Annotated in this window: 29 protein-coding genes, 3 tRNA genes and 1 pseudogene; 15 read left to right on the top strand and 18 right to left on the bottom strand. The window is 64.0% G+C overall.

What is annotated here, in order from left to right:
* Nucleotides 1-41: 41 nt before the first annotated feature.
* Both IC761_RS14275 and IC761_RS14270 read left to right on the top strand, forming a co-directional pair.
* Nucleotides 42-1,007, top strand: coding sequence for a Bug family tripartite tricarboxylate transporter substrate binding protein (locus tag IC761_RS14275; protein ID WP_195803855.1), 966 nt, complete (start codon nt 42-44; stop codon nt 1,005-1,007).
* Between the two features lie 8 nt (nt 1,008-1,015).
* Complete coding sequence (locus IC761_RS14270; RefSeq protein ID WP_195803854.1) at nt 1,016-2,047, top strand: methyltransferase; 1,032 nt, start codon at nt 1,016-1,018, stop codon at nt 2,045-2,047.
* 59 nt (nt 2,048-2,106) lie between these two features.
* Here IC761_RS14270 and IC761_RS14265 read toward each other — a convergent pair.
* The 3 genes from IC761_RS14265 to IC761_RS14255 form a co-directional block, all read right to left on the bottom strand.
* Nucleotides 2,107-2,180, bottom strand: a tRNA-Gly gene (locus IC761_RS14265).
* A 336-nt stretch (nt 2,181-2,516) separates the two neighbouring features.
* Nucleotides 2,517-2,666: a hypothetical protein gene (locus tag IC761_RS14260; protein ID WP_195804901.1), complete on the bottom strand. Its 150-nt coding sequence runs from the start codon at nt 2,664-2,666 to the stop codon at nt 2,517-2,519.
* Between the two features lie 45 nt (nt 2,667-2,711).
* Entirely contained in the window at nt 2,712-2,897 is a 186-nt protein-coding gene (locus tag IC761_RS14255) for a hypothetical protein (RefSeq protein WP_195803853.1), read from the bottom strand.
* A gap of 194 nt (nt 2,898-3,091) precedes the next feature.
* Between IC761_RS14255 and IC761_RS14250 the strand changes: the two genes are divergently transcribed.
* The gene (locus IC761_RS14250; RefSeq protein ID WP_195803852.1) at nt 3,092-3,478 is read left to right on the top strand and encodes a YciI family protein; all 387 of its coding nucleotides are present in this window, start codon (nt 3,092-3,094) and stop codon (nt 3,476-3,478) included.
* Nucleotides 3,479-3,493: 15 nt separating this feature from the next.
* On the opposite strand, the gene IC761_RS14245 is transcribed toward IC761_RS14250, so the two are convergent.
* Nucleotides 3,494-4,084 carry a TMEM175 family protein gene (locus IC761_RS14245; RefSeq protein ID WP_195803851.1) on the bottom strand — a complete coding sequence of 197 codons (591 nt, stop codon included), beginning with the start codon at nt 4,082-4,084 and terminating at the stop codon, nt 3,494-3,496.
* 124 nt (nt 4,085-4,208) lie between these two features.
* On the opposite strand from IC761_RS14245, the gene IC761_RS14240 reads away from it, so the two are divergent.
* The 3 genes from IC761_RS14240 (at nt 4,209) to IC761_RS14230 (ending at nt 9,721) form a co-directional block, all read left to right on the top strand.
* Nucleotides 4,209-6,266, top strand: coding sequence for an ATP-dependent helicase (locus IC761_RS14240; RefSeq protein WP_195803850.1), 2,058 nt, complete (start codon nt 4,209-4,211; stop codon nt 6,264-6,266).
* A gap of 96 nt (nt 6,267-6,362) precedes the next feature.
* Nucleotides 6,363-7,394 carry an LLM class flavin-dependent oxidoreductase gene (locus IC761_RS14235; RefSeq protein WP_195803849.1) on the top strand — a complete coding sequence of 344 codons (1,032 nt, stop codon included), beginning with the start codon at nt 6,363-6,365 and terminating at the stop codon, nt 7,392-7,394.
* Between the two features lie 116 nt (nt 7,395-7,510).
* A complete protein-coding gene (locus IC761_RS14230) occupies nt 7,511-9,721 on the top strand; it encodes an SUMF1/EgtB/PvdO family nonheme iron enzyme (RefSeq protein ID WP_246791515.1) in 2,211 nt (736 codons plus the stop codon).
* Between the two features lie 80 nt (nt 9,722-9,801).
* Here IC761_RS14230 and IC761_RS14225 read toward each other — a convergent pair whose 3' ends face one another.
* Entirely contained in the window at nt 9,802-11,052 is a 1,251-nt protein-coding gene (locus tag IC761_RS14225) for an OmpA family protein (protein WP_195803847.1), read from the bottom strand.
* 254 nt (nt 11,053-11,306) lie between these two features.
* A tRNA-Tyr gene (locus IC761_RS14220) sits at nt 11,307-11,392 on the bottom strand.
* Between the two features lie 210 nt (nt 11,393-11,602).
* Here IC761_RS14220 and rlmB point away from each other — a divergent pair.
* Nucleotides 11,603-12,433: a 23S rRNA (guanosine(2251)-2'-O)-methyltransferase RlmB gene (rlmB, locus tag IC761_RS14215; protein ID WP_195803846.1), complete on the top strand. Its 831-nt coding sequence runs from the start codon at nt 11,603-11,605 to the stop codon at nt 12,431-12,433.
* Nucleotides 12,434-12,496: 63 nt separating this feature from the next.
* On the opposite strand, the gene IC761_RS14210 is transcribed toward rlmB, so the two are convergent.
* Together IC761_RS14210 and IC761_RS14205 are read right to left on the bottom strand one after the other, a co-directional pair.
* Nucleotides 12,497-13,030, bottom strand: a complete 534-nt coding sequence (locus tag IC761_RS14210; RefSeq protein ID WP_195803845.1) for a hypothetical protein — start codon at nt 13,028-13,030, stop codon at nt 12,497-12,499.
* Nucleotides 13,031-13,073: 43 nt separating this feature from the next.
* Nucleotides 13,074-13,562, bottom strand: a complete 489-nt coding sequence (locus tag IC761_RS14205; RefSeq protein WP_195803844.1) for a hypothetical protein — start codon at nt 13,560-13,562, stop codon at nt 13,074-13,076.
* Between the two features lie 308 nt (nt 13,563-13,870).
* On the opposite strand from IC761_RS14205, the gene IC761_RS14200 reads away from it, so the two are divergent.
* Both IC761_RS14200 and IC761_RS14195 read left to right on the top strand, forming a co-directional pair.
* On the top strand, nt 13,871-14,338 hold the full coding sequence (locus IC761_RS14200) for a hypothetical protein (protein ID WP_195803843.1): 468 nt from the start codon (nt 13,871-13,873) through the stop codon (nt 14,336-14,338).
* 162 nt (nt 14,339-14,500) lie between these two features.
* Nucleotides 14,501-14,575, top strand: a tRNA-Thr gene (locus IC761_RS14195).
* A gap of 18 nt (nt 14,576-14,593) precedes the next feature.
* On the opposite strand, the gene IC761_RS14190 is transcribed toward IC761_RS14195, so the two are convergent.
* Nucleotides 14,594-15,013 carry a GFA family protein gene (locus tag IC761_RS14190; protein ID WP_195804647.1) on the bottom strand — a complete coding sequence of 140 codons (420 nt, stop codon included), beginning with the start codon at nt 15,011-15,013 and terminating at the stop codon, nt 14,594-14,596.
* A gap of 125 nt (nt 15,014-15,138) precedes the next feature.
* Between IC761_RS14190 and IC761_RS14185 the strand changes: the two genes are divergently transcribed.
* Nucleotides 15,139-15,402, top strand: coding sequence for a hypothetical protein (locus IC761_RS14185; protein WP_195803842.1), 264 nt, complete (start codon nt 15,139-15,141; stop codon nt 15,400-15,402).
* Nucleotides 15,403-15,454: 52 nt separating this feature from the next.
* Here IC761_RS14185 and IC761_RS14180 read toward each other — a convergent pair whose 3' ends face one another.
* Both IC761_RS14180 and IC761_RS14175 read right to left on the bottom strand, forming a co-directional pair.
* A complete protein-coding gene (locus IC761_RS14180) occupies nt 15,455-16,270 on the bottom strand; it encodes a methyltransferase domain-containing protein (RefSeq protein ID WP_195803841.1) in 816 nt (271 codons plus the stop codon).
* Between the two features lie 97 nt (nt 16,271-16,367).
* Nucleotides 16,368-17,066, bottom strand: coding sequence for a class I SAM-dependent methyltransferase (locus IC761_RS14175; RefSeq protein WP_195803840.1), 699 nt, complete (start codon nt 17,064-17,066; stop codon nt 16,368-16,370).
* Between the two features lie 87 nt (nt 17,067-17,153).
* Between IC761_RS14175 and IC761_RS14170 the strand changes: the two genes are divergently transcribed.
* The gene (locus tag IC761_RS14170; protein WP_246791514.1) at nt 17,154-17,915 is read left to right on the top strand and encodes a dienelactone hydrolase family protein; all 762 of its coding nucleotides are present in this window, start codon (nt 17,154-17,156) and stop codon (nt 17,913-17,915) included.
* An 11-nt stretch (nt 17,916-17,926) separates the two neighbouring features.
* On the opposite strand, the gene IC761_RS14165 is transcribed toward IC761_RS14170, so the two are convergent.
* The gene (locus tag IC761_RS14165; RefSeq protein ID WP_195803839.1) at nt 17,927-18,646 is read right to left on the bottom strand and encodes a class I SAM-dependent methyltransferase; all 720 of its coding nucleotides are present in this window, start codon (nt 18,644-18,646) and stop codon (nt 17,927-17,929) included.
* Nucleotides 18,647-18,895: 249 nt separating this feature from the next.
* Nucleotides 18,896-19,190, bottom strand: a pseudogene (locus tag IC761_RS36075) (methyl-accepting chemotaxis protein); the annotation flags it as partial.
* A gap of 306 nt (nt 19,191-19,496) precedes the next feature.
* Between IC761_RS36075 and IC761_RS14155 the strand changes: the two are divergent.
* On the top strand, nt 19,497-19,907 hold the full coding sequence (locus IC761_RS14155; RefSeq protein WP_195803838.1) for a hypothetical protein: 411 nt from the start codon (nt 19,497-19,499) through the stop codon (nt 19,905-19,907).
* Between the two features lie 300 nt (nt 19,908-20,207).
* The gene (locus IC761_RS14150; protein ID WP_195803837.1) at nt 20,208-20,462 is read left to right on the top strand and encodes a hypothetical protein; all 255 of its coding nucleotides are present in this window, start codon (nt 20,208-20,210) and stop codon (nt 20,460-20,462) included.
* 28 nt (nt 20,463-20,490) lie between these two features.
* On the opposite strand, the gene IC761_RS14145 is transcribed toward IC761_RS14150, so the two are convergent.
* The 4 genes from IC761_RS14145 to IC761_RS14130 all read right to left on the bottom strand — a co-directional run bounded on the left by IC761_RS14145 (nt 20,491) and on the right by IC761_RS14130 (nt 22,981).
* Nucleotides 20,491-20,733 carry a DUF6719 family protein gene (locus IC761_RS14145; RefSeq protein WP_195803836.1) on the bottom strand — a complete coding sequence of 81 codons (243 nt, stop codon included), beginning with the start codon at nt 20,731-20,733 and terminating at the stop codon, nt 20,491-20,493.
* A gap of 236 nt (nt 20,734-20,969) precedes the next feature.
* Nucleotides 20,970-21,677, bottom strand: coding sequence for an outer membrane protein (locus tag IC761_RS14140; RefSeq protein ID WP_195803835.1), 708 nt, complete (start codon nt 21,675-21,677; stop codon nt 20,970-20,972).
* Between the two features lie 287 nt (nt 21,678-21,964).
* Entirely contained in the window at nt 21,965-22,387 is a 423-nt protein-coding gene (locus tag IC761_RS14135) for a hypothetical protein (protein ID WP_195803834.1), read from the bottom strand.
* A gap of 198 nt (nt 22,388-22,585) precedes the next feature.
* Nucleotides 22,586-22,981, bottom strand: coding sequence for a His-rich protein BRANT (locus IC761_RS14130; RefSeq protein WP_195803833.1), 396 nt, complete (start codon nt 22,979-22,981; stop codon nt 22,586-22,588).
* Between the two features lie 250 nt (nt 22,982-23,231).
* Between IC761_RS14130 and IC761_RS14125 the strand changes: the two genes are divergently transcribed.
* Both IC761_RS14125 and IC761_RS14120 read left to right on the top strand, forming a co-directional pair.
* Complete coding sequence (locus IC761_RS14125) at nt 23,232-23,771, top strand: tetratricopeptide repeat protein (RefSeq protein WP_195803832.1); 540 nt, start codon at nt 23,232-23,234, stop codon at nt 23,769-23,771.
* 106 nt (nt 23,772-23,877) lie between these two features.
* Nucleotides 23,878-25,263 (top strand): serine hydrolase domain-containing protein, encoded by a 1,386-nt coding sequence (locus IC761_RS14120; RefSeq protein ID WP_195803831.1) that lies wholly within the window; start codon nt 23,878-23,880, stop codon nt 25,261-25,263.
* On the opposite strand, the gene IC761_RS14115 is transcribed toward IC761_RS14120, so the two are convergent.
* Nucleotides 25,253-26,812 carry a S10 family peptidase gene (locus IC761_RS14115; RefSeq protein WP_195803830.1) on the bottom strand — a complete coding sequence of 520 codons (1,560 nt, stop codon included), beginning with the start codon at nt 26,810-26,812 and terminating at the stop codon, nt 25,253-25,255. The two genes, IC761_RS14120 and IC761_RS14115, sit on opposite strands and share 11 nt — an antisense overlap.
* Nucleotides 26,813-26,861: the final 49 nt, after the last annotated feature.

Below are 26,861 nucleotides of genomic sequence, written 5' to 3'. Positions count from 1 at the left end.
CCGGATCATCGCGTTGCTGTCCCAGGCACATGGAGAACGCCATGCAGCTTTGCTCGCGTCGCGCCATACTGAGCGGGTTTTCGGCTCTGGCTCTTCCGCTACCCGTTATTGCCGCCGACCGGCCGCTGAGGATCGTGTTTCCGTTCGCGCCTGGCGGGTCGGGAGATTCGATCGCCCGGCTGTTTGCCGAGCAGCTCCATACCAGGCTCGGCAAGGTGGCGATTGTGGAGAACCTTGCTGGCGCTGGCGGGCGCATCGGCGCTCAGGCGGTCAAGAATGCCGCACCGGGCGAGGAGACAGTGCTGTTTGCTTCCGCTTCGCAATTCACACTCCAGCCGCATCTCTTCAGGAGCTTGGGCTACGATGCAGAGCGCGACTTTGTGCCCCTTTCGCAGGTGATGACGGTCGATCTGGCTCTGGCGGTCAGCGGGAAGCTGCCCATCCATTCAGCGCACGAGCTCATCGACTGGATGAAAGCCAATCCCGCCCAGGCCGTGTACGGCTCGCCCGGAGCAGGTACAGCACCTCATTTTATCTGCGGCGAGTTTGGCCGGATCACAGGCCTGAACCTGCGCCACACGCCCTACAAGGGTACGCCTGCTGCCCTCCCGGATGTGCTGGCCGGCCGGGTCCCGATGTATATGGCGTTTGTTTCCGAACTCCTGGAGCAACATGGGGGCGGTGGCATACGCATCATCGCCACCGCGGCCGCCGCGCGATCTTCCTTCCTACCCCAAACCGCGACTCTCAAGGAGAGCGGGATCGATATCGACGCGTCCGGATGGTTCGCATTCTATGCACCTGCCCATTCTTCCCGTCAGTTCGTTGAGCGCCTGGGAAAGGAGATCATTGCAATCGGGAGCGATCCCGAAATGCGCGCAAAGATTCATGCCATCGGCTGCGAGCCGACAGGAACGACATCGGACGAACTCAAACGTGTCCAGCGCGCCGACTTCGAACGCTGGGGCCCGATCGTGGCGGCGTCAGGATTCCCGATCGAAGACTAGAGCGGCACATGACCACCGATCCCCGCGAAAAGTTGTTGGATCTTGTTCAATCGCACCGTGTGACGGCAGTGATCTATGTCGCTGCCAGGCTGGGGCTTGCCGAATGGCTGCGCGACGGACCGCGAACGGTCGATGAACTCGCGAGTCGAACCCACACGGACCGGGACGCACTGGCCCGCTTGCTCGTCGCTCTCTCGGCCGTCGGCATTTGCTCTCGCGTCAGCGAAGACCGCTACTTGCTAACCGAACTGGGGGCGGGACTCGATGGTGCTGCCGAACGATCGTTCAAGAGCTGGGTCATCTTTGAAGGCTACATGCTGACCAGGAGGTGGGATGGTCTGCTGGATTCGATCATGTCGGGGAAGACGGCTGCCCAACTCCAGGACGTCGGCGACAATTTCGATCTGATGGCACGCACGCCAGAGCATGTGCGGATATTCAATGAAGCGATGACAGACCTGACGCGGTTGGTCACGCACGATCTACTGCAGGCCTACGACTTTGGCACGATCTCCCACTTGATGGATGTCGGAGGCGGCTCTGGGGAACTCATGGGCGCCGTGGCGAGAGAATACTCGAATATCAAAGGAACGGTTTTCGATTTGCCGAGGTGCGCTGATGCCGCTAACCAGCACTTCGGCAGGCTGGGACTGTCCGATCGCCTTACGTTTGTCGCAGGTGATTTCTTTCACGCGGTGCCTACGGGGGCCGAAGCGATCATCTTGAAAAGCATTATTCACGACTGGGATGATGAGCGCAGCTGCATCATTTTGGAAAACTGTCGCAAAGCGCTTCCTCGAAAAGGCAGACTGCTATTAGTCGAACGAGCGATGCCGGAATCGCCTGGTACCGATGACGCGGGCAGGTCGTGCGCCATGAGCGATTTGAACATGCTGCGCGGTCCAGGTGGACGGGAACGGACCGAAAGAGAATATTATCGGCTCCTGACCGAGAGTGGCTTCCGTCCCACAGCCGTTCTCCGCGTCGGCCGCTTCAATCTGATCGAATCGTGCCTTGTTGAGGCTGCCCGGGATGCCTGAGGGCGCCCACCAGCGAACGCGATCGCAGAAAATCGCAGGAAGGCGTGAAAAGTCGCGATTGGAGCGGGTGAAGGGAATCGAACCCTCGTATTCAGCTTGGAAGGCTGCTGCTCTACCATTGAGCTACACCCGCGACACCGGCTCCCTAACACGGCCGGGCGGCGGTCTCAACTGTCCCTCGCCGGTCTTTCCCACCTCACGAACAGGCTTGTTCCCACCCGCCTCCACCTCTTAACGGCGGGGGGATTTCACCCTATATTGAGCGTCCCGAAACCAACGAAAGGAGGTGATCCAGTGTCTTATCTCAAGCGCTGTCACCTCGCTGGGATCGCCCGCTAAGCTTCGAAATGAGCTTGGCATCGGGGCGCTCTCAGCCCTGGACCAGCGAGCAAGAAATCGGGCGCGACGGGGTTCTCCCCGCCGCGCCTTTTTTTGGGAATTGCCTTGATCGGGAGGGCCGCCCGCCGGCTCAGAGCACGCGAAGCCGTTCGCGCACGGCGACGGCGGCCATCAGCACGCCGATGAACAGCACGGTGAAGATGCTCGTGAGCAGGCACGGGGCGATCGCCTTGCTGTTCCTGCTCACAAGCGAGAGCAGGAACGGCATCGTGGCGATCATTATTTGCAGGACGCTCATGGTCCAAAAACAATCTGGTCGAAGGCGTCAGAAGCCGCAGACGTTCAGCGCGCGCGGCTGCTTGCCGCGGCGGCTCTCGATGATGCGCTCGCCACCGTTCTCGGCGGAACTGCCGTAATAGCGATGATGGCCGGACTGGTCGTGCAGATCGGCCGCTTCCGACTTCCCTGCCCGACGCGCGTCGCAGATGATGTTGATGGTCTGACCCGACATTGCCGCCTCCGCGTGTTCTTGGTGGCCAATAGTCGCATCGGCTTCGGGCGGCGTTCACGGCCACGGGCGGCAATCAGGTTTCAAGACGGTTTCGTCGCAACCTTGGCGATGCAATATTTCGCGCCCAGCCATTGTCGGCTGCCGGTGCAGTGATACGTCCTTTAGGGCGCGCAGCAAAAAACAGCGAGTTGACGATGCTTTACGCCATCCTGGCCTACCATGTGGAAGACGAGATCCTGTCCTGGACGTCGCAGGAAGACGCCGCAGTCGTGGCCAAAGTCATCGAAGTTCAGGCCCCCTTGCGGGCCAGCGGACACCTTGGGCCGGCCGCTCGCCTCGATGAAACCCGAAAGGCCCGCACTTTGCGCGGTCCCGGCGCGGGCATGGTGCTGGACGGCCCGTTTGCCGAGACCAAGGAGCAGCTCCTGGGCTTCCACCTCGTCAACTACGACACGGAGGAGGAGGCGATCGCGGCAGCGCGGAAGCTGCGCGAGGTCAACCCATCGGCGGTCTACGAAATCCGCCCGGTCATGCTCTACGCGCCGGCCGACGGGTTTGGTGCGACGCCGACCAAGGGATGAAGGGCGGTGACACCGTCACGTTTTACCGTCCGTCGCCACATCTATGCGGCGGCGGATGAGAAGTCCGCCGAAGGCCAGAAACCAGAAATAGGTCGCGTATTGCGGGGCGACCGCAGCCACCACGGTCCCGGGCAGGAACACGGCCAGCGGAAACAACGCCGCAACCAACTGGTGACGGAAGCCGCGCATCACGAGCCACCACAGTGTGGCATTCAGCCCGGCGATGACGGTGAGATGCAGGCCAAACAGCACGGCCACGGCGGTGCTCATGCCGTAATTGCCATAGAGGCCATTGGTCACCGGCAGGAGGACGATCGACAGTAGGAACACCAGGTTGAGCAGCACGATGTGGCGGCCCGCTTCCGGCTGGTTGGCAAGCCGGCGGTGATGGCTGATCCAGAACACGCCCGCGATGATGAAGCTCAGGATCAGCCCGGTCACGCGCCCGGAATAAAGTTGACCGAGATCGCTCCAGGTCGGCATGGCCTTGAACTCGCCCGCCTTGGGCAGATCATTGGCCAGCAGCGTCATCGCGACACCAAAAATGGTGTTGCTCAGCGATTCCAGCCGGCGCATTTCAAACAGGTCGGGCGTAGGATCGGCCATCTCTGCAAACCGTCCGGGATGGAACGAGCTGTTCCCTCTCCCCTAAATCCTCATGCCTCCCGCGTCCAGCTACATTGCGATTCGCCCGAGGATCGTTGATTCTGCCCCTTCACCGGGGCGATTCGTGACAACCTATCTGGACACGCTCAATGCGGAGCAGCGCCGCGCCGTCGAGCATGGCGTGGTGGATGGCGCGACCGTGGGCGGTCCCCTGCTCGTCATTGCCGGCGCAGGCTCCGGCAAGACCAATACGCTCGCCCATCGCGTCGCGCATCTGATCGTCGCAGGTGCCGATCCGCGCCGCATCCTGCTGATGACGTTCTCGCGCCGCGCAGCGGCCGAGATGGCCGGGCGTGTGGAGCGCATCGCCTGCAAGGTGCTCGGCGAGAGCAACGCCGCGATCATGCGCGACGCGCTGACCTGGGCCGGCACCTTCCACGGCATCGGCGCGCGCCTCCTGCGCGAATATGCCGAGCGGATCGGCGTCGATCCCGCCTTCACCATCCATGACCGCGAGGATTCCGCCGACCTGATGAATCTGGTTCGGCACGAACGCGGCCTGTCGAAAACCGAGAGCCGCTTTCCGGCCAAGGGCACGTGTCTTGCAATCTACTCGCGCTGCGTCAACGCCGAGATGGAGATCGAGAAGGTACTGGGCCAGCACTATCCCTGGTGCACGGGCTGGGCCGCCGAGCTGAAGGGGCTATTTGCGGCCTACGTCGAGGCCAAGCAGGCGCAGCACGTGCTCGATTACGATGACCTGCTGCTCTACTGGTCGCAGATGACGAGCGATGCGCTGATCGCCGAAGAGATCGGCGGCCGTTTCGATCACGTGCTGGTCGACGAATATCAGGACACCAACCGCCTGCAATCCTCGATCCTTTTGGCTCTGAAGCCGGACGGGCGTGGGCTCACCGTCGTCGGCGACGATGCGCAATCGATCTATTCGTTCCGCGCCGCCACCGTGCGCAACATCCTCGACTTCCCGCAAAGCTTCTCACCGCGCGCGGAGATGATCACGCTCGACCGCAACTACCGCTCGACGCAAGCCGTGCTTGCGGCCGCGAACGGCGTCATTGGCCTCGCCCGCGAGCGCTTCACCAAAAATCTCTGGACCGACCGGACCTCCACGCAAAAGCCGCAACTCGTCACCGTGCACGACGAGGCCGACCAGGCCCGCTACATCGTCGAAGAGGTGCTGGCCAATCGCGAGCAAGGCGCGCTGCTCAAGCACCAGGCGGTGCTGTTCCGGACCTCCTCGCATTCCGGCCCGCTCGAGATCGAGCTGACCCGGCGCAACATCCCCTTCGTGAAATTCGGCGGGCTGAAATTCCTCGACGCAGCCCATGTCAAGGACGTGCTGGCGCTGCTGCGCTTCACGGAGAATCCGCGCGACCGCGTCGCAGGCTTTCGTATCCTGCATCTGTTGCCCGGAATCGGCCCTGCGACCGCACAGCGCGTGCTTGACCAGATGGCCGAGAGTCCCGACCCGCTGCACGCGCTTGGCCAGCTGCCAGTGCCGCCGCGCAGCGGCACGGACTGGACTGACTTCGTCCGCACGGTCGAAAATCTGCGCTATTCGGAATGGCCGGCCGAGCTCGAGCGCGTGCGGTTCTGGTACGAGCCGCATCTCGATCGCCTCCACGAGGATTCCGAGACACGCCGCGCCGATCTGATGCAGCTCGAGCAGATCGCGAGCGGCTATTCCTCGCGCGAGAAATTTTTGACCGAGCTCACACTCGATCCTCCCAATGCGACCAGCGACAAATCAGGCCCGCCGCTCCGTGACGAGGATTATCTGATCCTCTCCACCATCCATTCGGCAAAAGGCCAGGAGTGGAAATCGGTGTTCGTGCTCAATGTCGTCGATGGCTGCATGCCGTCCGATCTCGGCGCCGGCACCTCTGCCGAGCTCGAGGAGGAGCGCCGCCTGCTCTATGTGGCGATGACCCGCGCCAAGGACGATCTGCACCTCGTCGTGCCGCAGCGCTTCTTCACCCACGGCCAGCAAGCCAAGGGCGACCGCCACGTCTACGCCGCGCGCACCCGCTTCATCCCGGAGCAGCTGGTCTATCTGTTCGAGCGCACCGCCTGGCCGAAGGCCGCGGCAAGCGCGGCACGCACGGCGGCGCAGGGACCGAAGATCGACATCGGCGCGCGGATGCGCGGGATGTGGCGGTAGGCCGAACAAACGGAAACCGAGCATTTCCGCGCGTGCGCTTGTAACCGCGCCGCGGTCCATTAAGTCTGGTCGATCCTCCCCACAGAGACCTGATCGATGGCCGCAGCGCTCGAATTCGGACTGGACACCTTTGGCGACGTCACCAGGGACGCTGGCGGTGCCATGCTTGCGCATGCGCAGGTGATCCGCAATGTCGTCGACGAGGCAGTGCTGGCCGATGAGCTCGGGCTCGACTTCATCGGGCTAGGCGAACATCATCGCGCCGATTTCGCGATCTCCTCGCCCGAGACCGTGTTGGCTGCGATCGCAGCGCGCACCAAGCGCATCCATCTCGGCTCGGCCGTGACGGTGCTGAGCTCGGACGATCCGATCCGCGTGTTCCAGCGGTTTGCGACGCTGGACGCACTCTCCAACGGACGCGCCGAGGTGATCCTGGGGCGCGGCTCCTTCACGGAATCCTTTCCGCTGTTTGGATTCGACCTGCGCAAATACGAGGAGCTGTTCGAGGAGAAGCTCGATCTGTTCGCGAGCGTGCTGTCGCAGAAGCCGGTGACCTGGCAGGGCAAGCTGCGTCCACCGCTGAAGGATCAGCTGGTCTATCCCCCGGTCGAGAACGGCACGCTCAAAACCTGGATCGGCGTCGGCGGCAGCCCGCAATCGGTGGTGCGCGCCGCACATTACGACCTGCCCTTGATGCTCGCCATCATTGGCGGCGATCCAGCGCGCTTTGCGCCTTACGTCGATCTCTACCACCGCGCCTTCAAGGAGTTCGGCCGCCCGGTCAAACCGATCGGCGTACACTCACCCGGCTACGTCGCCGAGACCGATGGGCAGGCCCGCGAGGAACTCTGGCCCGACTACAAGGCGATGCGCGATCGCATCGGCAAGGAACGCGGCTGGCCGCCGATGGGCCGCGACGAGTTCGTCAATGAGGCCGAGCACGGCTCTCTCTATGTCGGCTCGCCCGAGACGGTCGCGCGCAAGATCGCCAACACGGCCAAGGCGCTCGGCATCTCACGCTTCCAGTTGAAGTACTCAGCGGGGCCGCTGCCGCACGAAAAGCTGATGAAGAGCATCGAGCTCTATGGACGCAAGGTGGTTCCGATGGTCAAGGAGATGATGGGGTAATTTCTGTCTCGCCGTTGCCGGACACCAGGATTCCGGCAATGACTGTGAGCGAGATCACAGATCATGGTCCGGTACGGTGTTTTATGCCGTAATTTGCGATTATGCTGGACTGCATGATGCGTGTTGCCTCGGCAATCCTCCTGGTGGTTTGCGCGATCTGCCTGTTCTGCGAACCCGCCTTCGCCGACCGGCGGATCGCGCTGGTGATCGGCAACTCCGCCTATGAGCGGGTTCCGCAGCTGCCCAATCCCGTCAACGACGCCACCGCGATGGCGGAGATGTTCAAGAAGGCAGGCTTCGAAGCGGTGGCTCTCAAGCTCGACCTCAAGGCCCTCGAGATGCGTCGTGCGCTACGCGAATTTGCCGATGCGGTGCACGATGCGGATCTCGCCATCATCTACTATGCCGGCCACGGTCTCGAGATCGACGGCAGCAACTATCTCGTTCCGGTCGATGCCGTCCTCGAACGCGACATCGACGCCTATGACGAAGCGATCCCACTGGATCGGCTGCTGGCGGTCGTCGAGCCGGCAAAGCGGCTCAGGATGGTCATCCTCGATGCCTGTCGCGACAATCCGTTCGCCAAACGCATGAAACGTCCGGTCGCGTCGCGCTCGCTCCAGCGCGGACTGGTGATGGTCGAGCCGACCAGTCCGAACACGCTGGTCGCCTTTGCGGCCAAGGCCGGCTCGACCGCCGATGATGGCGACAGCAGGAACAGCCCCTTCACCACGGCGCTGGTCAAACATCTGCCGGTCCCCGGCCTCGATGTCCGGAAAGCTTTCGGCTTCGTGCGCGACGACGTCCTGAAGGTGACGAACTACAGGCAGGAGCCGTTCATCTACGGCTCGCTCGGCGGCGATGACGTCGCGCTGGTGCCGCTGCCGCCCGCCCCGAAGATTGATCCGGCCACAGCGGCGCGCGATGATTACCAGCTCACCTCGCAGATCAACGTCGTCGCAGCCTGGGATTCCTTCCTCGCCAAATATCCGACCGGATTCTACAGCGATCTTGCGCGCGCGCAGCGCGACAAGCTGATCGCGGCAAAGGACGCTGAGCAGGCGCGCCTTGCGGCGGAGAAGAAAGCCATCGACGACGCCAGGGCCGCAAAGGCCGCTGAAGACGCCAGAGCCGCAAAGGCGGCCGAACAGGCCAGGGCCGCGAAAGCGGCCGAAGAAGCCAGAGTTGCGAAAGCGGCCGAAGAGGCCAGAGCCGCGAAAGCAGCGGAAGAGGCAAAGGCTGCGAGAGCGGCCGAAGAAGCAAAGGCTGCGGAAGCCGCGCGGGCGAAGGCGGCGCAACCGGCGCCGAACCAGCAACTGGCTGCGATTCTGCCCGGCGATGCCCGGCCCGGTTCCGACGCCGGCAAGGCTCAGTCGCATGCGCCGACCGGCTGTGCCGGCATGGAGGCGCAGGCGGTGTCGCTCTCGCTCGACCCTGCAAGAGCGCTGTCGCTGCCGGAGGAATGCAGCCTGAAACCGAAACAGAATTTTCGGGAGTGTCAGAACTGTCCCGAGATGGTGGTGATTGCGGCAGGCGAGTTCATGATGGGCTCGCCCGCTGCCGAGATCGACAATGGGCTTGCGGCCGTCAATGAAGCGCCGCAGCACAAGGTGGCCGTGAGGGAGACGGTTGCGATCGGCCGCTTCGAGGTGACCCGTGATCAGTTTGCTGCCTTCGTTGCCGCGACCAGCTACAAGGCCGGCAGCCGCTGCTTCACCTTCGAACAGAACGTGCCGAAGGAGCGCGAGAACCGCTCATATCTGATGCCGGGCTACGCGCAGGACGGCAATCATCCGGCCGTCTGCGTCAGCTGGAACGACGCGCAAGCCTATGTCGACTGGCTATCGAAGACGACAGGCAGGTCCTACCGTTTGGTGTCGGAAGCCGAATTCGAATATGCCGCGCGCGCCGGCAGCACCCTGCCCTACGCCTTCACCGACAATCCAGCCGATCTGTGCCGGTTCGTCAACGGCGCCGATCAGTCGGCACGGAATGCGGGTCTGCCGCAGGATGCGCCGTATATGGCCTGTAGCGACGGCTATCCCTTTACCGCGCCAGTCGGCTCGCTCACGGCCAACGCGTTCGGTCTGCATGACCTGATCGGCAATGTCTGGGAATGGACCGCCGACTGCTTTGTCGATGATTACCGCGATGCCGGCTCTGCCAGCGCGCCACGTTCCCAGGCGAGCTGCGCGGCCCGCACGCTGCGCGGCGGTGACTGGTTCTCGACCGCATCGACGCTGCGGCCGGCTGCACGCGCCAAGGCCGGTCCCGATGCGCATCACGACGACATCGGCTTCCGGGTGGCGCGCACGCTCGCGCATTGAAGCGGACCGGTTGCACGCAACAAAAATCCCGGCCACGGGATGAACCGGAGCCGGGATGTTCGAGGCGTGACGTTGTCAGATCAGGTCGACCGGCCGCCAGGCGCGCCACCGCAGGGCGAGACCTTGAACTCGACGCGCCGATCGAGCGCATCGCTGGCATCGTCCCTGCCCGTACCCACGATCATCTCGCGCGAGCCCCTGCCGGTCGCGATAAGACGGCCGCGCAGCGACTTCTCGTTGTCCTCGAGCCGATCCTTGATGTAGTCGCCGCGCAGGGCCGACAGGCGATCGTTGACCGCCGGCAGGCCGGTGGCGCTGGTATGGCCGACCACTTCGAGGCATCCCTGCTTGGCCGCGGTGCGTTCAGCGATCGTCTCGAGCCAGGCGTCGTAAGGCGCGCGGAGGCTGCGATCGTTGATGAACAACGTCGAGCTCGGCCTGAACAGGAATTTCACCGCAAGCTTGTCGCTCGCGAGCCCATAGTCGATCACCTTGCCGAAGGCGGCCATCGCAACGCGGGTGCGATGCAGCTTGATGTTGGCGAGATAGATGCCGTTGAGCACGCGCAGCTGCTCGCCACCCGGCGTCTTCAGGGCGCTCTGATACGCATCGAGCGCATCGCGGTAGCGACCGGCATCATAGGCCTCGATACCGTCATTGACCAGCGAGGCAACCACGATGCGATCGGCATAGGCCTGGTCGACATTGTCACCGACCTTGGTGCCCTGGCAGGTCTTGATGTAGCTGTCGGTCGACGCATCCTTGGCGAACACCGGGCTGTCGTTGAAGAACGCCGCCGGCGTCGGATCGATGCCCTGTGGCAACGCGCGCGCGACCCCCTTGGAGATGATGGTCTTGGTCCGCATGTCCGCAAGCGCGAGGCAGATGCGGTAGGCGTCCTTGGCTCCGCCCGCGACGCCGGCATTGTTGACCGCCGTGAAAGTGCCGATCAGGACGACCGGGCTTTTGGCGACGCTGTCGGAGGAGAAGCGGGCAACCTGGAAGCGCGGGTAGCTGCTCTTGACGAGATCGGTGATGCGCTTCTCTTCCAGATGGGTCGCGTTGGACTGCGCGCCGGTGACGCCGTCGATCAAGGGATCGATCACCAGCGTCAGCTTGTCCGGCGCGCCGTTGAGATTGGCCTTGGAGAAGAGATCGTTGGCCGCCTTCAGCAACGCGTCGTCGAAGGGAATCGGCGTCGGCGGCGGTGGCGGAGCTGCTGCCGCCGGAGGCGCCTGAGCCGGCGCCGGTGTCTGCGCGTGGGCGATGCCGGACAGACTGCTGCAAGTGACGCAAACCATCAGTCCGAGTAAGCCGCGGGGAATCTTCATTGTTGAACCTCCCGATGGAAATGCGAACTTGTAGCAACGGTATTTGACGGATGAAGGTGATCCATCTCACTGTTCCCTGGCGCAGTGCATGCGATCGAGCTCAATTGATCGCGCTGGCAATGTGCTTCAGCCGCCATCAACGGTGCGCGGGGCGGTAACGCTGACACCGAAGCGAATGTCAGGCGCGCCGAGCCCAATAGGCTGCTTGGTCTGTGCCGGCTTGCCGAGCCGTAGCTCGCGAAACGAGCAAAGGATGGTGGGGGAGGCAGGACTCGAACCTGCGAAGCCATGAGGCGGCTGATTTACAGTCAGCTCCCTTTGCCACTCGGGACACTCCCCCGCTCGACGGCAGCACAATCGGGCCGGACCTTGCCGGCGGACCGAAGACGGCCATGGAACGTGAAGGCCGCTGACAGCCCAGTGAGGGGGCAGCGGCCGGGCGCGTTTATGGGCGAAGCGGTGGGGCAAAGTCAACCGAGGCGAACAGCTAAAATCGCCCTCGAAGGCACCCAAATTGCCATATTCCGGGACCCGTGACACAAGCGAGCCCATGAAGGATCGAAAATTCGTCCCCAAGGGGCCCCGCGGCGGGGCTAAGCCCTTCAAGAAACCGGGAAAATCGGCCGGCCGCCCAGCCTGGCGCGAGCGCGATTCGCATGCCGACGGACCCGTCATTCTCTATGGCTGGCACACCGTCACCATGGCACTTGCCAATCCGCAGCGTCGGATCCGTAAGCTGACGCTGACCGAGAACGCCGCAAGGCGCCTTGCCGAAGAAAACGTCGACACCCCCGTCACGCCGGAGATCGTCCGGCCGCAGGAAATCGACCGCCTGCTGTCGCCCGACGCCGTGCATCAAGGCCTGCTCGCGGAGGCCGATCCGCTGCCCTCGCCCGACATCGAGACCTTGAAGCAGGAAGGCATGGTGCTGGTGCTCGACCAGATCACTGATCCCCACAATGTCGGCGCCATCCTGCGCTCGGCGGCTGCGTTTGCGGTGAAGGCGATCGTCACCACCGCGCGCCACAGCCCGGAAGCGACCGGCGTCCTGGCCAAGGCCGCCTCCGGCGCGTTGGAACTGGTGCCGATGATCACCGTGCAGAACCTCGCCCGCGCGCTGAACGAACTGAACGATTGCGGCTTCCAGACCGTCGGGCTCGACAGCGAAGGCAGCGAGGATCTCTCTGAGGTCGCATTGCGCGAGCCGCTTGCGCTCGTGCTCGGCGCCGAGGGCAAGGGCCTGCGGCAGCTAACACGCGAGACCTGCAGCGTCGTGGCGCGGCTCGACATGCCCGGCGAGATCAAAAGCCTCAACGTCTCCAACGCCGCCGTGCTCTCGCTCTATGTCGGCGCGAGCCGGCTCGGACTGATGAAGCGCTAACAAATCAAAACGCCCGTTCCGCATCGCGCGGACGGGCGTTTCGTTAGCTCAACCGATCAGAAATCAGTAATAGCGACGCAGCACGCGGTGGCCGCCGTAATACGGCGCGTAGCGGTGGGCGTAGCCATAACGCGGGCCGTAGCCGTAGTGCACGCGCGGCAGGTAGCCGTAGCGCGGGCCGTAGCCGTAGCGATACGGACGATAATACGGCCGGCGATAGGGATAGGCGGCCGGCGCTTCGACCGCGGCTGCGCCATAACCATAGCCATGACCGTAGCCGTAGCCACGATCATAACCGTAGTTCGCGGGCGCAACGACCGCGTCCTCCTGATAGGTCGGGTACGGCGCGAAGGCGCCCGGACCGGTATAGGTCGGGCCCTGGTTGACGTAGTAATATTGCGAGGTCGGCTCGGCGAGGCGCTCATAGGCACCATAGCCATAGCCGGCCCCGTAACCATAGCCGCCGCAGCCGGTGTTGCAGCCGGAGAAGACCGGGGCAACCGGCTGGCACGGGTTGAAGCCGCAGGCCATGGCCGGCGCGGCCCCCACAACCATCACGGCAGCCGCCGCGACCAGTCCCGAAATCATTTGACGCATTACTCTCTCCTGTTGATTTCCGTTCGTTGGATTTTGACGTTTCTTAACCGGGTGGCTTGGCGGGTGCCTCGGCACGCGGCCGCATTCGACGATGGTGCTGCGGATTGCCATTGATCTCGGGCGCATAGATGATCGGCGGCGGATTGACCGGCACATCCATTTGTGGCGGGAGCGGCGCGGATGACGCGCCCCAACTCTGATGGTAGCTCTCAGCCGGCTTCGGCAATTTGCGGTTGGCGGGCGGCTCGACCTCGAGCCGGCCATAGCCGGGCCGTAGGCCCATGCTCGGATAATAATGGCCGACATCGTCGGGCTGCCGCTCCGCAACGTAGCGCCCGCCATAGATCGTGGGCTGCACCTGGATGTTCTTACCCAGGCCCCAGACGCCTTCGACGACCGTATAGGACGCGTCGATATTGTTGATGATGATGGGCACGCCGGGGCGGCCGGGCACGACGATATCGAAACCGCCGCCGGCAAACGCGGTTGCGGGCAGTCCGATCAGAAAGGCTGCAAGCGCCAGGGCGCGCATGGAAGGATCCCGGTTATCCAGCCCACAACCTATCCGATCGCGACGCAGAGAGGGTTAAGAGCCGCTGACCAAATTCCGGTAAGCCTAACGCCGAAGAGGCGGATGCTGCTCAAATACCGGCGAGCGCACTATCGGAGCGTTAATGCTGTGCGACGCATCGCGTCGACGGAGTTGCATGGCACAAACTGCGCATCCTCCGGGCGATCACGTCGAAGTGACGCTGCTTCCGCAAAAACGCGGAACGACTTGATCATGATCGCGCTTGGGGTCGCGCGTCACAACGGTCTCAACCACATGGAGCAAATACCATGACGAGCCTCAAATTGATCGGCGCGGCCGCGATTGCTGCATCCGCACTGGCGGGCCCTGCATTGGGTCAGGCATCCATCTCCAATCCAGCCGCCTGCGAATCCATATTCGCCAGCGCCAATTGCCAGAATGCTGGCGCCGGCAGCCCGTATGCCACCAGCCGACAGCAGCGCCAATATCGGCACACGGCCTACCGCCAGTCGAACCGCGACGACGGCGCCTGGCCGCTCGGCACCGCGGGCGCTGTCGCCGGCACAGCTGTTGGCACCGCGGCGGCCGTCGCCACAGCGCCGTTCCAAGGTTGGGGCAATTCGTACGCATATGACAATTCCGGCGGCTACAACGGCGACCGCGGCGAAATGGGCTGGTACGGCAACTGGGATACCTACGCCGCGCGTAACGGCATCGTTTGCCGGCCGGGCACGTGGGTCAAGGGTGAGGACGGCCGCCAGCACATGTGCCAGTAGCACCACATCGCAACAGGCATGAAACAGGCGGCCTCCGGGCCGCCTGTTTCATGCCTGTGATTGCCGCGCGCGGTTCTGGCACTTTCCGGTCAAGTCTGGTATTGCGACGCGCGACAGGCGGATGCCTTGGCGCATGCCGAGCCCCTCCCATTCTCCAGCGTCGCCGGCTTAGCTCAGCGGTAGAGCAGCGGTTTTGTAAACCGAAGGTCGGGGGTTCAATCCCCTCAGCCGGCACCAGCGCTTGACGCGCGCTCCTCAGCTTGCAGCCTTCGGCAGGCTGCCTTGCTGGAAGTGCTCGACACCGGCGCCGTTGATTTCGACCCAGGCATGCTTCGACTGCTCGAACACCGATCTGATCGGCGCCGGGAAGTTCGGGTCGGCTATTGCGCCCACGGCAACGCCGAGCATCCCGGGTCGCTTGTCCGCTTTCCAGTACACTGTCCAGCCGCAGTCGGGGCAGAAATAAATCCGTACCTTGGCGCCGCTTGCGCCATCGCGGACGAACTCTTTCGGCGTTCCGAAAATCGTGACGGCCTCAGCCGGGTAAAACGCCCCGACACCGAACGGCGCGCCGGTCCGGCGTTGGCAGTCGATGCAGTGGCAGGCAACGACAAGCGTGGATGGCCCCGGAAGCGAGAGTGCAACGGCGCCACGACTGCATCTGGCATCGATCATCGGATACGCTCCTCTCCCCTGTTCCTGCGGCTTCCAGGCTTTTTGTTCCACCGAATTGTGCATGGCCCCATGCGCAACGCCAAGCCCCGCGTACCGTACTTCGAAGCGGTGGAGTCGAGGCGCGCATGGTCATTTTAACTGACGAAGAAGATCTCGCCGTTCAAGCCAAGCTGAATTTCATCCTCGGTGCCAAGACGTACGACACATACTTCCAGGGGTTTCGTTGCACGGAATTATCGGGCGGCGTCGTGATCGCCCACGCGCGCAGCGAATACATGGCGAGCGTCATCAGCGCGCAATACAGAGTACAGATCGCGGACGCGGTCAAGAGCGTTACCGGACATCCCGCAACCATGGCGCTGGTCCTATCTGGTCGCGAGCAGAGATAGCCGACCGGACCGAGACGGCAGCATCACCGCAAGCACCCGGGCGAATGCCGGCTCATACGGCAACAATGCGCCCCCGGATAGCGAAGAGATCAGCGGAATCGTATCGCTCGAACCGCTCAGCTATTGTCAAATCCGGCGGAGGATTGCCCGGCATGGAACTCTCTTCGACGATGGTGAAGCCGGCGTCGCGAAACATTCGCACATAGTCACTGTGTCGAAGCCGATTGACGTACTGCTTGCCGCTGTTGAATGGCTTCCACGCCTCATCGGAGTAACGAAGGAAATTCAATCGGGAAACTGATGCGTCGGACCGTGCATAGTGATCGCTGTAGTCGATCGAGTGGACTGTCAAGTTCCTGGTGACTGCACGCAACGCCCGCAACAATTCCGCCAGTTGATCCGGCGGGACGTGCTCCAGCACTTCGTTGGAGCACGAGCAGTCCACCTGCTTGTCGTCGCGGGTGACGTAATGCGGCGCCACATAGTGCACGCCGAACGCCTGCAATTCGTCCCACGAGCCAAACCGGACATGGTCAACCAACAGACGGTCGGCCGCATGCTGGACCAGATCTAGCCTGGCGATCCGGTTGACGTCGACCGTCGTAACATCTTTCACACCCAGGCGACGCAGGGCGAGTGGAACGGCCAGATCGCGCCCCGCGCCCACTTCAAGCACGGATTCCGGCACAATGCCGACCTGACGATGATACTCCGACAAAACCTCCTTCGCCTTGCCCGCCAACGCATCCAGCGTCTTTACAGATCTTGGCCATGTCTTCGTCACGTGGCGTTGCAGCCAATAATGAAGTGCTCCCCCGCCGGGAAGTTCTAGGGCACGAAATGCCAATGCCTTGAGGCGCCAATCCATGGGCGCGCAACGTACAGGCGAGGCCACCCAACCGCAACCCCGACCCCGCCGTTGATCCTTCGAGGCTCCGCGTGCGCCGCTTCGCTCGCCCCGCACCTCAGGACGAGGGGCCGGGCAGCTCATCCAGCCGCCACAACCCGAGGCTTTTGTCGCGCCAGCCGCCGTCGCCCTCCTCGCAACGCTCATCAATCAGCTCGCGCGGCGACGGCCAGTTGAACGGCGCCCGCGTCATGTTCAGCGCGCGCCAGTCGCCGTCGTCGCAATCGCGGTTGTCCTCCCACTCTGGAAATGTCGTGACGAGCAGGAATTGCGCGCCGCTGGCGCGAAAGCGGGCGATGGCGCGGGCGATGTTCTGAAAGCTCAGGTGGACGAGGCAGTCACGGCAGAGAATCACGTCTGCGCGCGGCAGCGCATCGCGCGTGATGTCGGCGACAAGGAAACGGCCGGACAACTCGCCGCGCGCCACACGTTCTACGTTGGCCGCGATCAGCGACGGCACGATGTCGACGCCGGTGTAGCCGATATTGCCCGTCAGGCGACCGATCCAGCCCGCGTCGCCACAGGGCGCATCGAGCAGTGAATGCGCGGCGAGCCGTTGCAGCAACGGAAGCAGCGTCCCGCGGATCGCGGCTGTGGCGCGGTCCTCCGACCCGAGGCCCGACACTGAACTCGCAGCGCCCCACAAATTGGTCCGCTCGATCCGCTCGAACCGTGCGGCGAGATCAAGGCCTGCAAAATTCTCGCGGTCGGCGACGAACCGCTGATGGGCGAGCACGGGGGGACGGTTGGCGATCATCAGGCTCAACTCGCGTCAAGATTCAGTCGCAACCACACTATACAGGCGACGCGTCGCATCCGACATCTCTCTCCCATGAGACCGCCGATGATCACCCGACGAACCACGCTGGCCGGCCTCACCGCACTGCTGTCGCCCGTAGCCGCACACGGTACGCCAGGTGAGCAATTGAACGTCACCTCCGGCCACGATAGCCTGTCCGTGTCGCGGTATGCGGCGACAGCGGCTGGGAAACGCCCGGCCGTGATCGTGCTGCACGGCTCCCGCGGTATCGAGCTCAGAGCCCGTGCCTATGAGCGATATGCCGATGCGCTGACGGCAAGGGGCATCGACGCTTATTTCCTCCGTTACATGACGCTGGCCGATACGGCGGCGTTGACGTCGACATCCGCCACGCATGAGCGCCGCGAAGCCTATGAGACGACGCGGTTCGACGGGTGGGCCGATACGGTCTCCGTCACCTTGACGACCCTCCTCGACCGGCCCGACAGCTCGGGACGGATTGGTCTGCTCGGCTTCTCGCTAGGCGGCTACGTCGCCGCCGACGCCGCCGCGCGCGACACGCGCATCGCGGCACTTGCGGTGCTCTACGGCGGCATGCCCGAAGCCATGACCGCCAAGGTCAAACGTCTGCCGCCGCTGATCGTGTTGCATGGCGAGGCCGACCGGAATGTGCCGATCAGAGAGGGGCGGCAACTGGTCGCGCTTGGCAAGTCCGTCGGTGCCGAGACTGAGTTCGTGCCCTATCCAGGCAAAGCCCACGGCTTCGATTTCTCCGACACCGACCCGATGACACCAGATGCGATTGATCGCATCACCAAATTCTTCCAGACCAGGCTCGCCGCCTGACCGCGACCACCTCACACGGGCTGCTGCCACTCCATGATGTGGAAGTAAGGCACGCGGCGATGCCGGGCGATGGTTTCGGGCGCCCCACCTGTGGGCTCCGGCTCGTCGAACACGCGCAATTGGAGGCCGTGATCGAGCAACAGCCTCATGTAGGTGCTCAACGGGCGGTGCCAGTTCTGGATCCGGATGCCGCGCCAGCTCAGCCAGATCGGCCGCTCGTCCATGTAGTGATCGATGGCGAAGCGCGGGACGCCATCATCGTCGCGCGTCCAGCCGTCCGGCTGGCCGGCGGTGTTGAAGCTGGTCAGATTGGCGATCAGGAGCGTGCCGCCGGGCCGCAGCGCTGCCACCATCTTCGCGATCGCCGCGCCGAGATCGGGCATGTCGATCAGGCTGAGATAGCTGACGACCAGATCGAAATCCGCATCGACCTCCATCGTCTCGGCGCGGCCGAGCCGGTAGTCACCGTCCGGATCGAGTTCCCGGGCGCGCGCAAGCAGCGCCTCGGTCGGATCGATGCCGGTGGTGCGGATGCCAGCGCGCTGCATGACGCGGCAGAACCGCCCTTCCCCGCAGCCGACATCGAGCGCCCGGCGGAAGCCGCGTCCTTCGACACGCGCCCGCATCGGCGCATCCAGCACAAAGCGGCGGCCATAATCGCCGTCCTCGCCCTGCTCGATCAACCAGGCGGACGCAGAAGCGCTCCAGCCGTCGCTGACGTCGTCGCTCATGGTTTGACCTTCGGGAATGGGTGTTGGCCGCGCGAGTCGCGGGGACGGCTACTGACCACAGATTGGATCAGAATTCAACATGAGGTAGCATGCAGCCCTCATGCGTCCCATCACGGCCAAAGAGAAAACCAAAATCGCCGCCGGCGCGGCAACGGCCGTCATCGTGACGGCCGTGCTGTTCGTCGCCGCGTTCGCGCTTTTGCTGGCGCTATGATCGGCACGGCGGACGAGTGCCGCCGCACGAACTCAGGCGGCGCGCACCGTCGACAGGAATTTTCCGACTTCGTCCTTTAGCCGGATGCTGTCGGTCGCCTTCGCAGTCTGCTCGGCCAGCGTCTTCACCTCGGAGGCGACGACAGCGAAGCCATGGCCGGCCTCGCCGGCGCGCGGCCTCGATCGTGGCGTTCAGCGCGAAAAGATTGGTCTGGCCGGCAATGGTGTTGATCAGCTCGACGACGCCGCGGATCCGCGTCGCCGCGACCGAGAGTTCGCTGACACGTTCGGTCGTGGTGCGAGCCTGGTGGACGGCCTCGCCCGCCATGCGATGGTCCCGAAGGTCAACCAGCGCCAGCGCCAGCGCTCACGTCGGAGAAACCTCCCGACCCTCCTCGGGCTGGCCTTGGGCGCGCACCAAGGCCTCGACGAATGCGATCACCTCCGCCCGCTTGTCGGGCGGCAGTGACAAAAAGGCGCGCACGAGCCTCAAGCCCTGCGCTTCGTCGGACTGGTCTTCCCCGGCTCCCATCCGCGCAATGTCGGGCGCCCGGGAAAAATATGCAATCCCTTGCCGGTGACCTTCTTGATTCGGCGCCCGAGCTTTGGTGGAATAGCTCTAATAGGGTGGTGGATCATGAAGTGGATCAGGGAGCGCGACGCACTGATCGCGCAAACACTGGCCTTCGTCCAGTCGGTCACCGGCAGGAAGGACGACTTCCACCCGCCGGATACCTCTGGTGCTGCCCCGGTCCTCCCGGCGGCCATGCCGATTCTTACAGCGGAAATCGTCTCGGTCCGCACCGCGACAGTCGGACTCGAGCCGGCGCAGGCCGCACCGCCCGAGCCTTTGCCTGTCAGGCCCTTGCCTGTCCCGCCACCGCGGGCGAGCGGCGATTTCCGCACCGAGATGCAAGCCCGCATCGCAAATTTCCGGAAGCATCAGGAGCGCTTCGAGCGCGAGCGGGAAGAATATTGTGCGGCGACCCTGACCAGGCTCCGCGCCGCCATCCGCGCCCCCTCGACCCGCCCGCCCGCGGACGAGTGAGAGAGCCGCGTCAGCCTCTCAAAGCCACGACCACACCAACCAGAGATTTGCTGCGCAGGCACTGAGGAGCGCCAGCGTCAGGGGCAAGAGCATGTGCCCGCAGGAGGTTTTCAGGTCGGTCGTCATGTCCGGAAACATCCGCTGATTCCGGCCAGGGAGTCCCAGGGATTCTTTTTTCCGGGATTCAGGACTCGTTTACGACTCAGGGTCCGCCACCTTGATCACGGCCCCGTGATCAAGGTGGCGGGCCGGAAACCCTCTCCTTGGCAGGCCGTTGATGCGGTTTATGGGAGCTGGAAGATGCCCTACGCCCTGTTCTGCAACGACAGCCAGATCAGCAAGGCCTATCCGAGCGAGGCCGACATCTGGAAGCTCGCGCAGCGGAGCGGACTCGTCGTGGACGTCGGCACCGACGAGGAGCGGCCGGGGCCGCGCCGGGTGCTCGACAATGACTACGAGATCAAGGCGTGCCGGGCCGCCCAAGGCGAGGACCCCGCCAAGAACAAGGCCGACGCCGAGCGGGAATCGAGGATGGAGCTTCAGCTCAATTCGTGAGATCCGACCCGACCGGAGATCGGTTTGCCTAGGGCGTCGCGGTCGCGAGCGACGCCTGCTCACCGGCGAGCGCCACGCAGGCCTTGCGGCGGTGCAGCCCGCGGATCGCGCCGGTGACCTTGAGCACCTTGCCGGACGGACAGGAGGCATCCTTGACGAAGGCCACCTCATAAGGTGCCAACATCAGAGGCTCGGATTTGAGGATTGTTTGGGCAGAGCACGGCAGGGCGACGAAGCACGAGACCACCACCACCGACGCCAAGATACGCATGTTCGTTGTCCCACCAGCCCGGCAAGTCGATAATTACGCTTCGGAGCGCCCGTTCCGTAAGTCGCAAAAATTATTTTTGCTTTACCCGAGCCCCGTGACACGCGTGAGAAGGCGCACGCCAAACCGTTTGAATGCAAATGACGCGCCAGATGGTTCACGCAAAGCAAACTGACAGGCTTGCAAACGAAAGGCCGGCGGGAGGCCGGCCTTTGTCAGAACATCGATTGCTGGAGGTTTTAGTAGCGCGAGGCCGCCGGACCGCCCCAGCCGAAGCGATAGTTCACGCCGACCTTGACGGTATGCTCGTCCTCCCGGCCGCGGACGCCGACGACGTCGGCCGGACCGGAGGTGATCGTCGTGCTGCCGAAGTTGTAATACTGGTACTCGGCCTTGGCCGACCAGTTCGGCGCGAACATGTATTCGAGGCCAGCGCCGACGGTGTAACCGTCCTTGTTGTTGCCGGTGGCGGTGAAGCCCTGCGGCACGCCGGCGATGTTGACGCCGAGGCCGCCGTTGCGCCAGGCGTAACCGCCCTTGGCGTAGACCAGCGCGGGACCCCAGGTATAGCCGATGCGGCCGGTCACCGAGCCGAGCTGGTCGGTGTTGGAGGTCACCTGCGTACCCAGCGGGAACGTGACGCCGTTATTGTTGGTCGGCAGCCAGGAATACTGGGCCTCGACACCGACGACCCAATTGGGGGCGAACTGGTAGTCGAAGCCGCCCTGCACGCCGCCCAGGAAACGGGCGTCGCTCGACTGGAAGGTGCTGTCGCCGGCGAACGCGCCGCCGACATGCCCGCCAATGTAGAAACCGGTCCAATTGTAGATCAGCTGCGGCGGCGTATAGGCCGGTGCCTTGGTGTAGGTGCGCGGCTGCATATCGGCTGCGGCCGCCGGTGCAGCCAGCGCAAGCAGAGCTGCTGCACCGAGCAAAATCGTCTTCATGATCATCCCCGTTCTCTCACGTCCGACCCTCAGCAAACAACGTGGCGTGAATTTGGTTGCTTCGCGGCGATGCCGGAACGTTGATCGTTCGAGACTGTGACGGGGTGGCAACGACGCGTTTTTGTTCCGTCACGTCTGCTTGCGCCGACACATTTTGTCGTTCGCGCAAGACCTGCCGTAACGATTTGTCGCAACGCCGAACCACCCCGTTCAAAGCTCGCCGAAATGTGATCCAGCGGCTCCGGCGGCTCTTGTCCTAGCAGGCCGGGATGAACGTGGGCTTTGCGCTATCGCGTCATCTTTTCCAGTTCCGGAAAGGGTGCGTAAACCGCGCCGGTGCAGAGCTCGCTGGCGCGGTCGACGATGCGATCGCCCCGGCCATTGACGAAGACGGCGGCCCGCTCGCGCATGGACTTGTAGCTGCCGTCGGTCTCGCGCGGCGTGAAGTGCAGGCAGCTGACGTAGAACTGCCGGCCGCCGATCTCGCGGAGCACCGGGTCGGCCATGCTGGCATCTCGCACGCCGACCGGATTGTTCAGATAGGCGCGCATCAGGGCCAGCGCGTCGCTGCGGAAATTGTCGGGAAACGGCTGCGGGCCTCCGGCCTGGGTCCCCTCCATCAGGGATGGACGGTCACCGTCGCCGCCGAAACATGCCGCAAGCGCCAGCGGCAGCACCAGGATCGCCGCACGTTTCGCCAATCGCCCCAAGGGACCAGAATCTCCGACCAGTCAGACCAGGAGACGTTCTAGCTCCAAGGTTGCGCAAAGGGAATTCGCTTCCGCAAACGGCGCACCGGCCCGCCGCCGCACCTTGCGCTGGCGCGCAGGGCGTGACGAACGAGCCGGGCCTGAACTCCGCACGCGGCAGCAGGGCAATCCAGGGATGCCGCCGCGCGGGATCAGTCGTTAGCTGCGCTTCTCGGTCGTCACCGGCTTGGTGACGTCCGGCTGCGCCTTCAGCGACTTCTTGGCCGACAGATGCTTGTGGTGATGACGATGCGTCCGCACCGTCTTGTGCTCGTCGGGCGAGATCGCGGCATTGGCGTTCATCGCCTTTGCCTTTGCATCGACCTTGGCGTCAGACTTGACGGTAGACTTGACGTCAGACTTGGCGGCGGCAGTCTTCGCGTCGGCCTTGGCCGCAGCGTCGGGTTTCGCGGCAGTGTTCGACACCTTGGTCTGGGCCTGATCCGCCTTGATCACCGGGGCGGTGGTCGTGGTGGTCTTGCCCGCCTCGGCGGCGAAGGCCGGGGCTGCGATCACGGAAGCTGCAAGCAAGGCTGCGGAAATGGTCTTCAACATGGTTGGTCTCCTCTTGGAAGGATCTTAGGCGGCGCCCTCTCGCCAACCCTTCGATCGTAGGTGGAAGCCTAGGGGGAGCGCACTGAACCCTGTCTGAAGCCCTCAGCCAGCTTCCGTTCATCTCGATGACAAGTTTGTCATCCGCCATCGGGCGGAACAGGCGGGGTCACCGGGAATGTTTTTGCTCCCTGGGTGTTCCGGTCTTTGGGCAATCGTGTAGGATCGCCACGTACCATACGGGAGAACTTCAATGCGCAAACTCTCAATGCTTGTTGTGCCGGGACTCGTCGCCATGTCACTGGCGGCCGCGCCGGTGCTAACCAGCGCCTATGCCGCGGGTAGCGATGAGCCCTCCTCACCGCCAAAGTCGGACTCGTCCAAGAAGGGCAAGAAGAAGAGCTCGTCCATCAGCGATCCCAAATTCCTCGCGGCCTATCGCACCGCCTACACCACGATCTACGACAACCACGACTACACCGGCGCGATCGGCCAGCTGAAGTCGCTCAAGCGCGACGACGTCGCCGACGTCGCCAATCTGATCGGCTACTCCTATCGCAAGCTCGGCGACTACCAGTCGTCGAAAGCCTATTACGAGATCGCGCTGAAGGACGATCCGAACCACGTCCGCACCTGGCAGTATTATGGCTTGTGGCAGCTCGAGCAGGGCAACCGCGAACAGGCGCAATATCACCTGAACAAGATCGCCTCGCTCGCCGGCACCAACAGCTCCGAATATCGCTCGCTTGCCGAAGCGCTCGACAAGCCGACCGGCGCGACGCTGGTCTACTGAGACCCGCATATTTGAACTCAGCGAGTGGGCACAACCTTACGGGTTGTGCCCACTCTGCTTTCTCGGCTAGCTTCGCGCACCGATCTCCCTCGCAAATTGGTGTGCAATGGACACGTGGCTGCGATCCGCGATCGACTACATCGGCTCATGGATCGAATTCCAGCAGACGACGATCCAGCAGCCCGGCGTCATCGTCGCGTTGGCCCATCGCGGCGAAGTCGTCGCCGAGCACGCGTTCGGCCTCGCCAATCTCGACACCGGTGAAAGGCTCACTCCGCGCCACCGCTTCCGCGTCGCCTCGCATTCGAAGAGCTTTACCTCGGCCGGCATCATGAAGCTGCGCGAGCAGCGCAAGCTCCGGCTCGACGATCCCATCGGCCAGCATGTCAGCGGCCTGCATCCGCGCGTCGCCGAAACGACCATCGCGCAGGTGCTTTCGCACAGCGCCGGGCTGACGCGCGATGGCGCCGATTCCGGCCAGTTCATCGACAGCCGCCCCTATCTCAACGCCAAGGAGCTGCGCGCGGAATTGAAGCTGCCGACCGCGATCGAGCCCGGCACGCGCTTCAAATATTCCAATCATGGCTTTGGCCTGATCGGCCTTGTCATCGAAGCCGTGACGAAGGAGCCCTACTCTGCCTGGATCAAGCGCGAGATCATTGAGCCGGCGGGTTTACGCGAAACCGAGCCCGATGCGCCGCTTCCCAAGGGGGCGCCCTTCGCACGCGGGCACACACGCAAGGTGCCGCTGGGCGAGCGCTGCGTCATCCCCGGCGACAATCCCGCGCACGCGATGGCGTCCGCCGCGGGCTTCGTCGCCACTGCCGCCGACACAGCCCGCTTCTTTGGGCAGCTCGCGCCCAACGCAAGAAAGAGCGTGCTGTCGGTCGCAAGCCGCCGCGAGATGACACGACATCACTGGCGCGTGCCGCAGAGTTTTGAGGCCTATTACGGTCTCGGCGTCAACGCCGGCAAAACCGACGGCTGGGACTGGTTCGGCCATGGTGGCGGCTTCCAGGGCTATATCTCGCGGACCTGCTCCATCCCTGCTTGCGAACTCTCAATCAGCATCCTCAGCAACTCGATCGACGGCGCGGCGCCGTTCTGGATGGACGGCGCGATGCAGATCCTGCGCGCGTTCAAGACCCGCGGCGCAGCCGGTCGTCGCGTGCGCGACTGGACCGGCCGCTGGTGGACGATTTGGGGCGCGACAGATTTCGTGCCGATGGGCAACCGCGTGCTGATCGCCAATCCGCAGTTCAACAATCCGTTCATGGATGCCGCCGAGATCGAGGTGACCGGCCGCGATACCGGCAAGCTAGCCTGGGCTGCCGGCTACTCCAGCCATGGCGAGCCGGTGCGCCGCATCCGCGACAAGCGCGGTAAGGTCAGCGACATCTGGATCGCAGGCGCCAATGTCAAGCCTGCGAGCGTCGTCGCGCGCGAGATCGCACGCCGATACCCGCCGCGCAAGCGCCGGCCTACTCCCTGATCAACGCCTCGACCTCGCTGCGAAACGCCTGCCGCGAGCCGTCGCGCGAATAGAACATGTGGCCGCCGGGATAGACGACGAATTTCACGCGCGACGTGGCGAAGGCCGGCAACTGGTCGAGCGCCCGCTTCGATCCGAAATAGGGCGTGGCAAGGTCGAACAGGCCGTGCCCGACCAGCACGGTCAGCCTGCCATCGTTGGCGAGGATCAGGCGCAGATCCGACACCGATTGCGGCGGGTTGATGCCGCGGCCGAAATCCCATTGGCCCTCGACCGCGCCATTCAGGACTTCATAGGAGCCGTCCGGCCGCCAGTTGAGCCTGCGCGAGAGGACATCGACCGCAGCGCTCGTCAGCGGTGCCTGAAGCGCGTCTCCGGAGGGATCGCCGAACCGGGAATTGCCCGAATCCGGATAGGGATCGTACCCGCGCACAGAAGCATCGTAGCGACCTGTCACCTTGCCGTTCTTGCGGTCGAGCTCGCGGCGGAATTCACCGACATCGAGGCGACCGGCGAGCCTGCGGCTCACGGCCTGGTCGATGCCGGTCAGCGACGCGACCTTGTCGGCGAGACGATTGGTGGCCTCCTTGTCTGCCTCGCCCTTGACGAGATCGTTCAAGAACTCACCGCGTGCATAGGCCTCGACATCGGCGAGATCGGCGCGCGTGACCGGTCCCTTGGCCTCGCGCGCAACCGCCACATAGCTCGGCAGCGTCGCGACATATTGCAGAAGGCTGGTGCCGGTGAACTCGCGGAAGTCGAGTAACGGCGACACCAGGATCAATCCCCTGACGCCGACGCCGTGCTGGAGCTGCAACTGGCGCACCACCTTCGGCCCGCGAATGCCGCCGTAGCTCTCGCCCGCGACGTATTTCGGCGAGACCAGCCGGTCATGCTTCTCGAGCCAGCGGCGGATCACGAGCGCGATCGAATTGACGTCGCCATCGACCGTGTAGAACCGTTTTCGCGCATCCTCTCCGCTCGCAACGACGCGGCTATACCCGGTGCCGACGGGATCGATGAAGACGAGATCGGTGAAGTCGAGCCAGGTCTCGGCGTTCGGCCTGACTTCGGGCGAGGCCGAGGGCGACAGCGCCTCGCCGTCGAGCGGCAGCCGCCATGGCCCGGCATTGCCGAACTGGAGCCACGCTGAGGACGCTCCAGGACCGCCATTGAACAGGAACGTCACCGGGCGCGTGGCGCGATCAGCGCCGTCGAGCTCGTAGGACGTGTAGGCGATATCGGCCAGCGGCTCGCCCTTGTCGTCGAACACGCGGATCGAGCCTGCAGTCGCGGCGAAGTTGAGCGTGCGGCCGGGCAGATCGAGCGTCTGTTTCGTCGTCGAGTCCGGCGGCAGACGATGCTGCTCGGTGGCGGATGGCGCCGTCGTCTGCGAATTGCCGCCGCGCCCGCCTTTCTGTCCGGCGGGGGCGGCCGCCTCGCTGCGCGGCTGCGGCGGATCGTCCGCACGGGCAACGCCTGTCAGCGCAAAGGCAGCTAACGCCACCACCAGCCCGACGCGGCGCAAGGCCGGCAAACTCATGACCATGATCATCCTCCCTGCCCGGCCGCGGTCACACGTGGTCGGGCACCGGCCA

The organism is Bradyrhizobium commune (genome assembly GCF_015624505.1).
Lineage (GTDB): Bacteria > Pseudomonadota > Alphaproteobacteria > Rhizobiales > Xanthobacteraceae > Bradyrhizobium > Bradyrhizobium commune.
The sequence above is the reverse complement of the archived record's forward strand: the minus strand, read 5'-3'. Positions and strand labels throughout refer to the sequence as shown.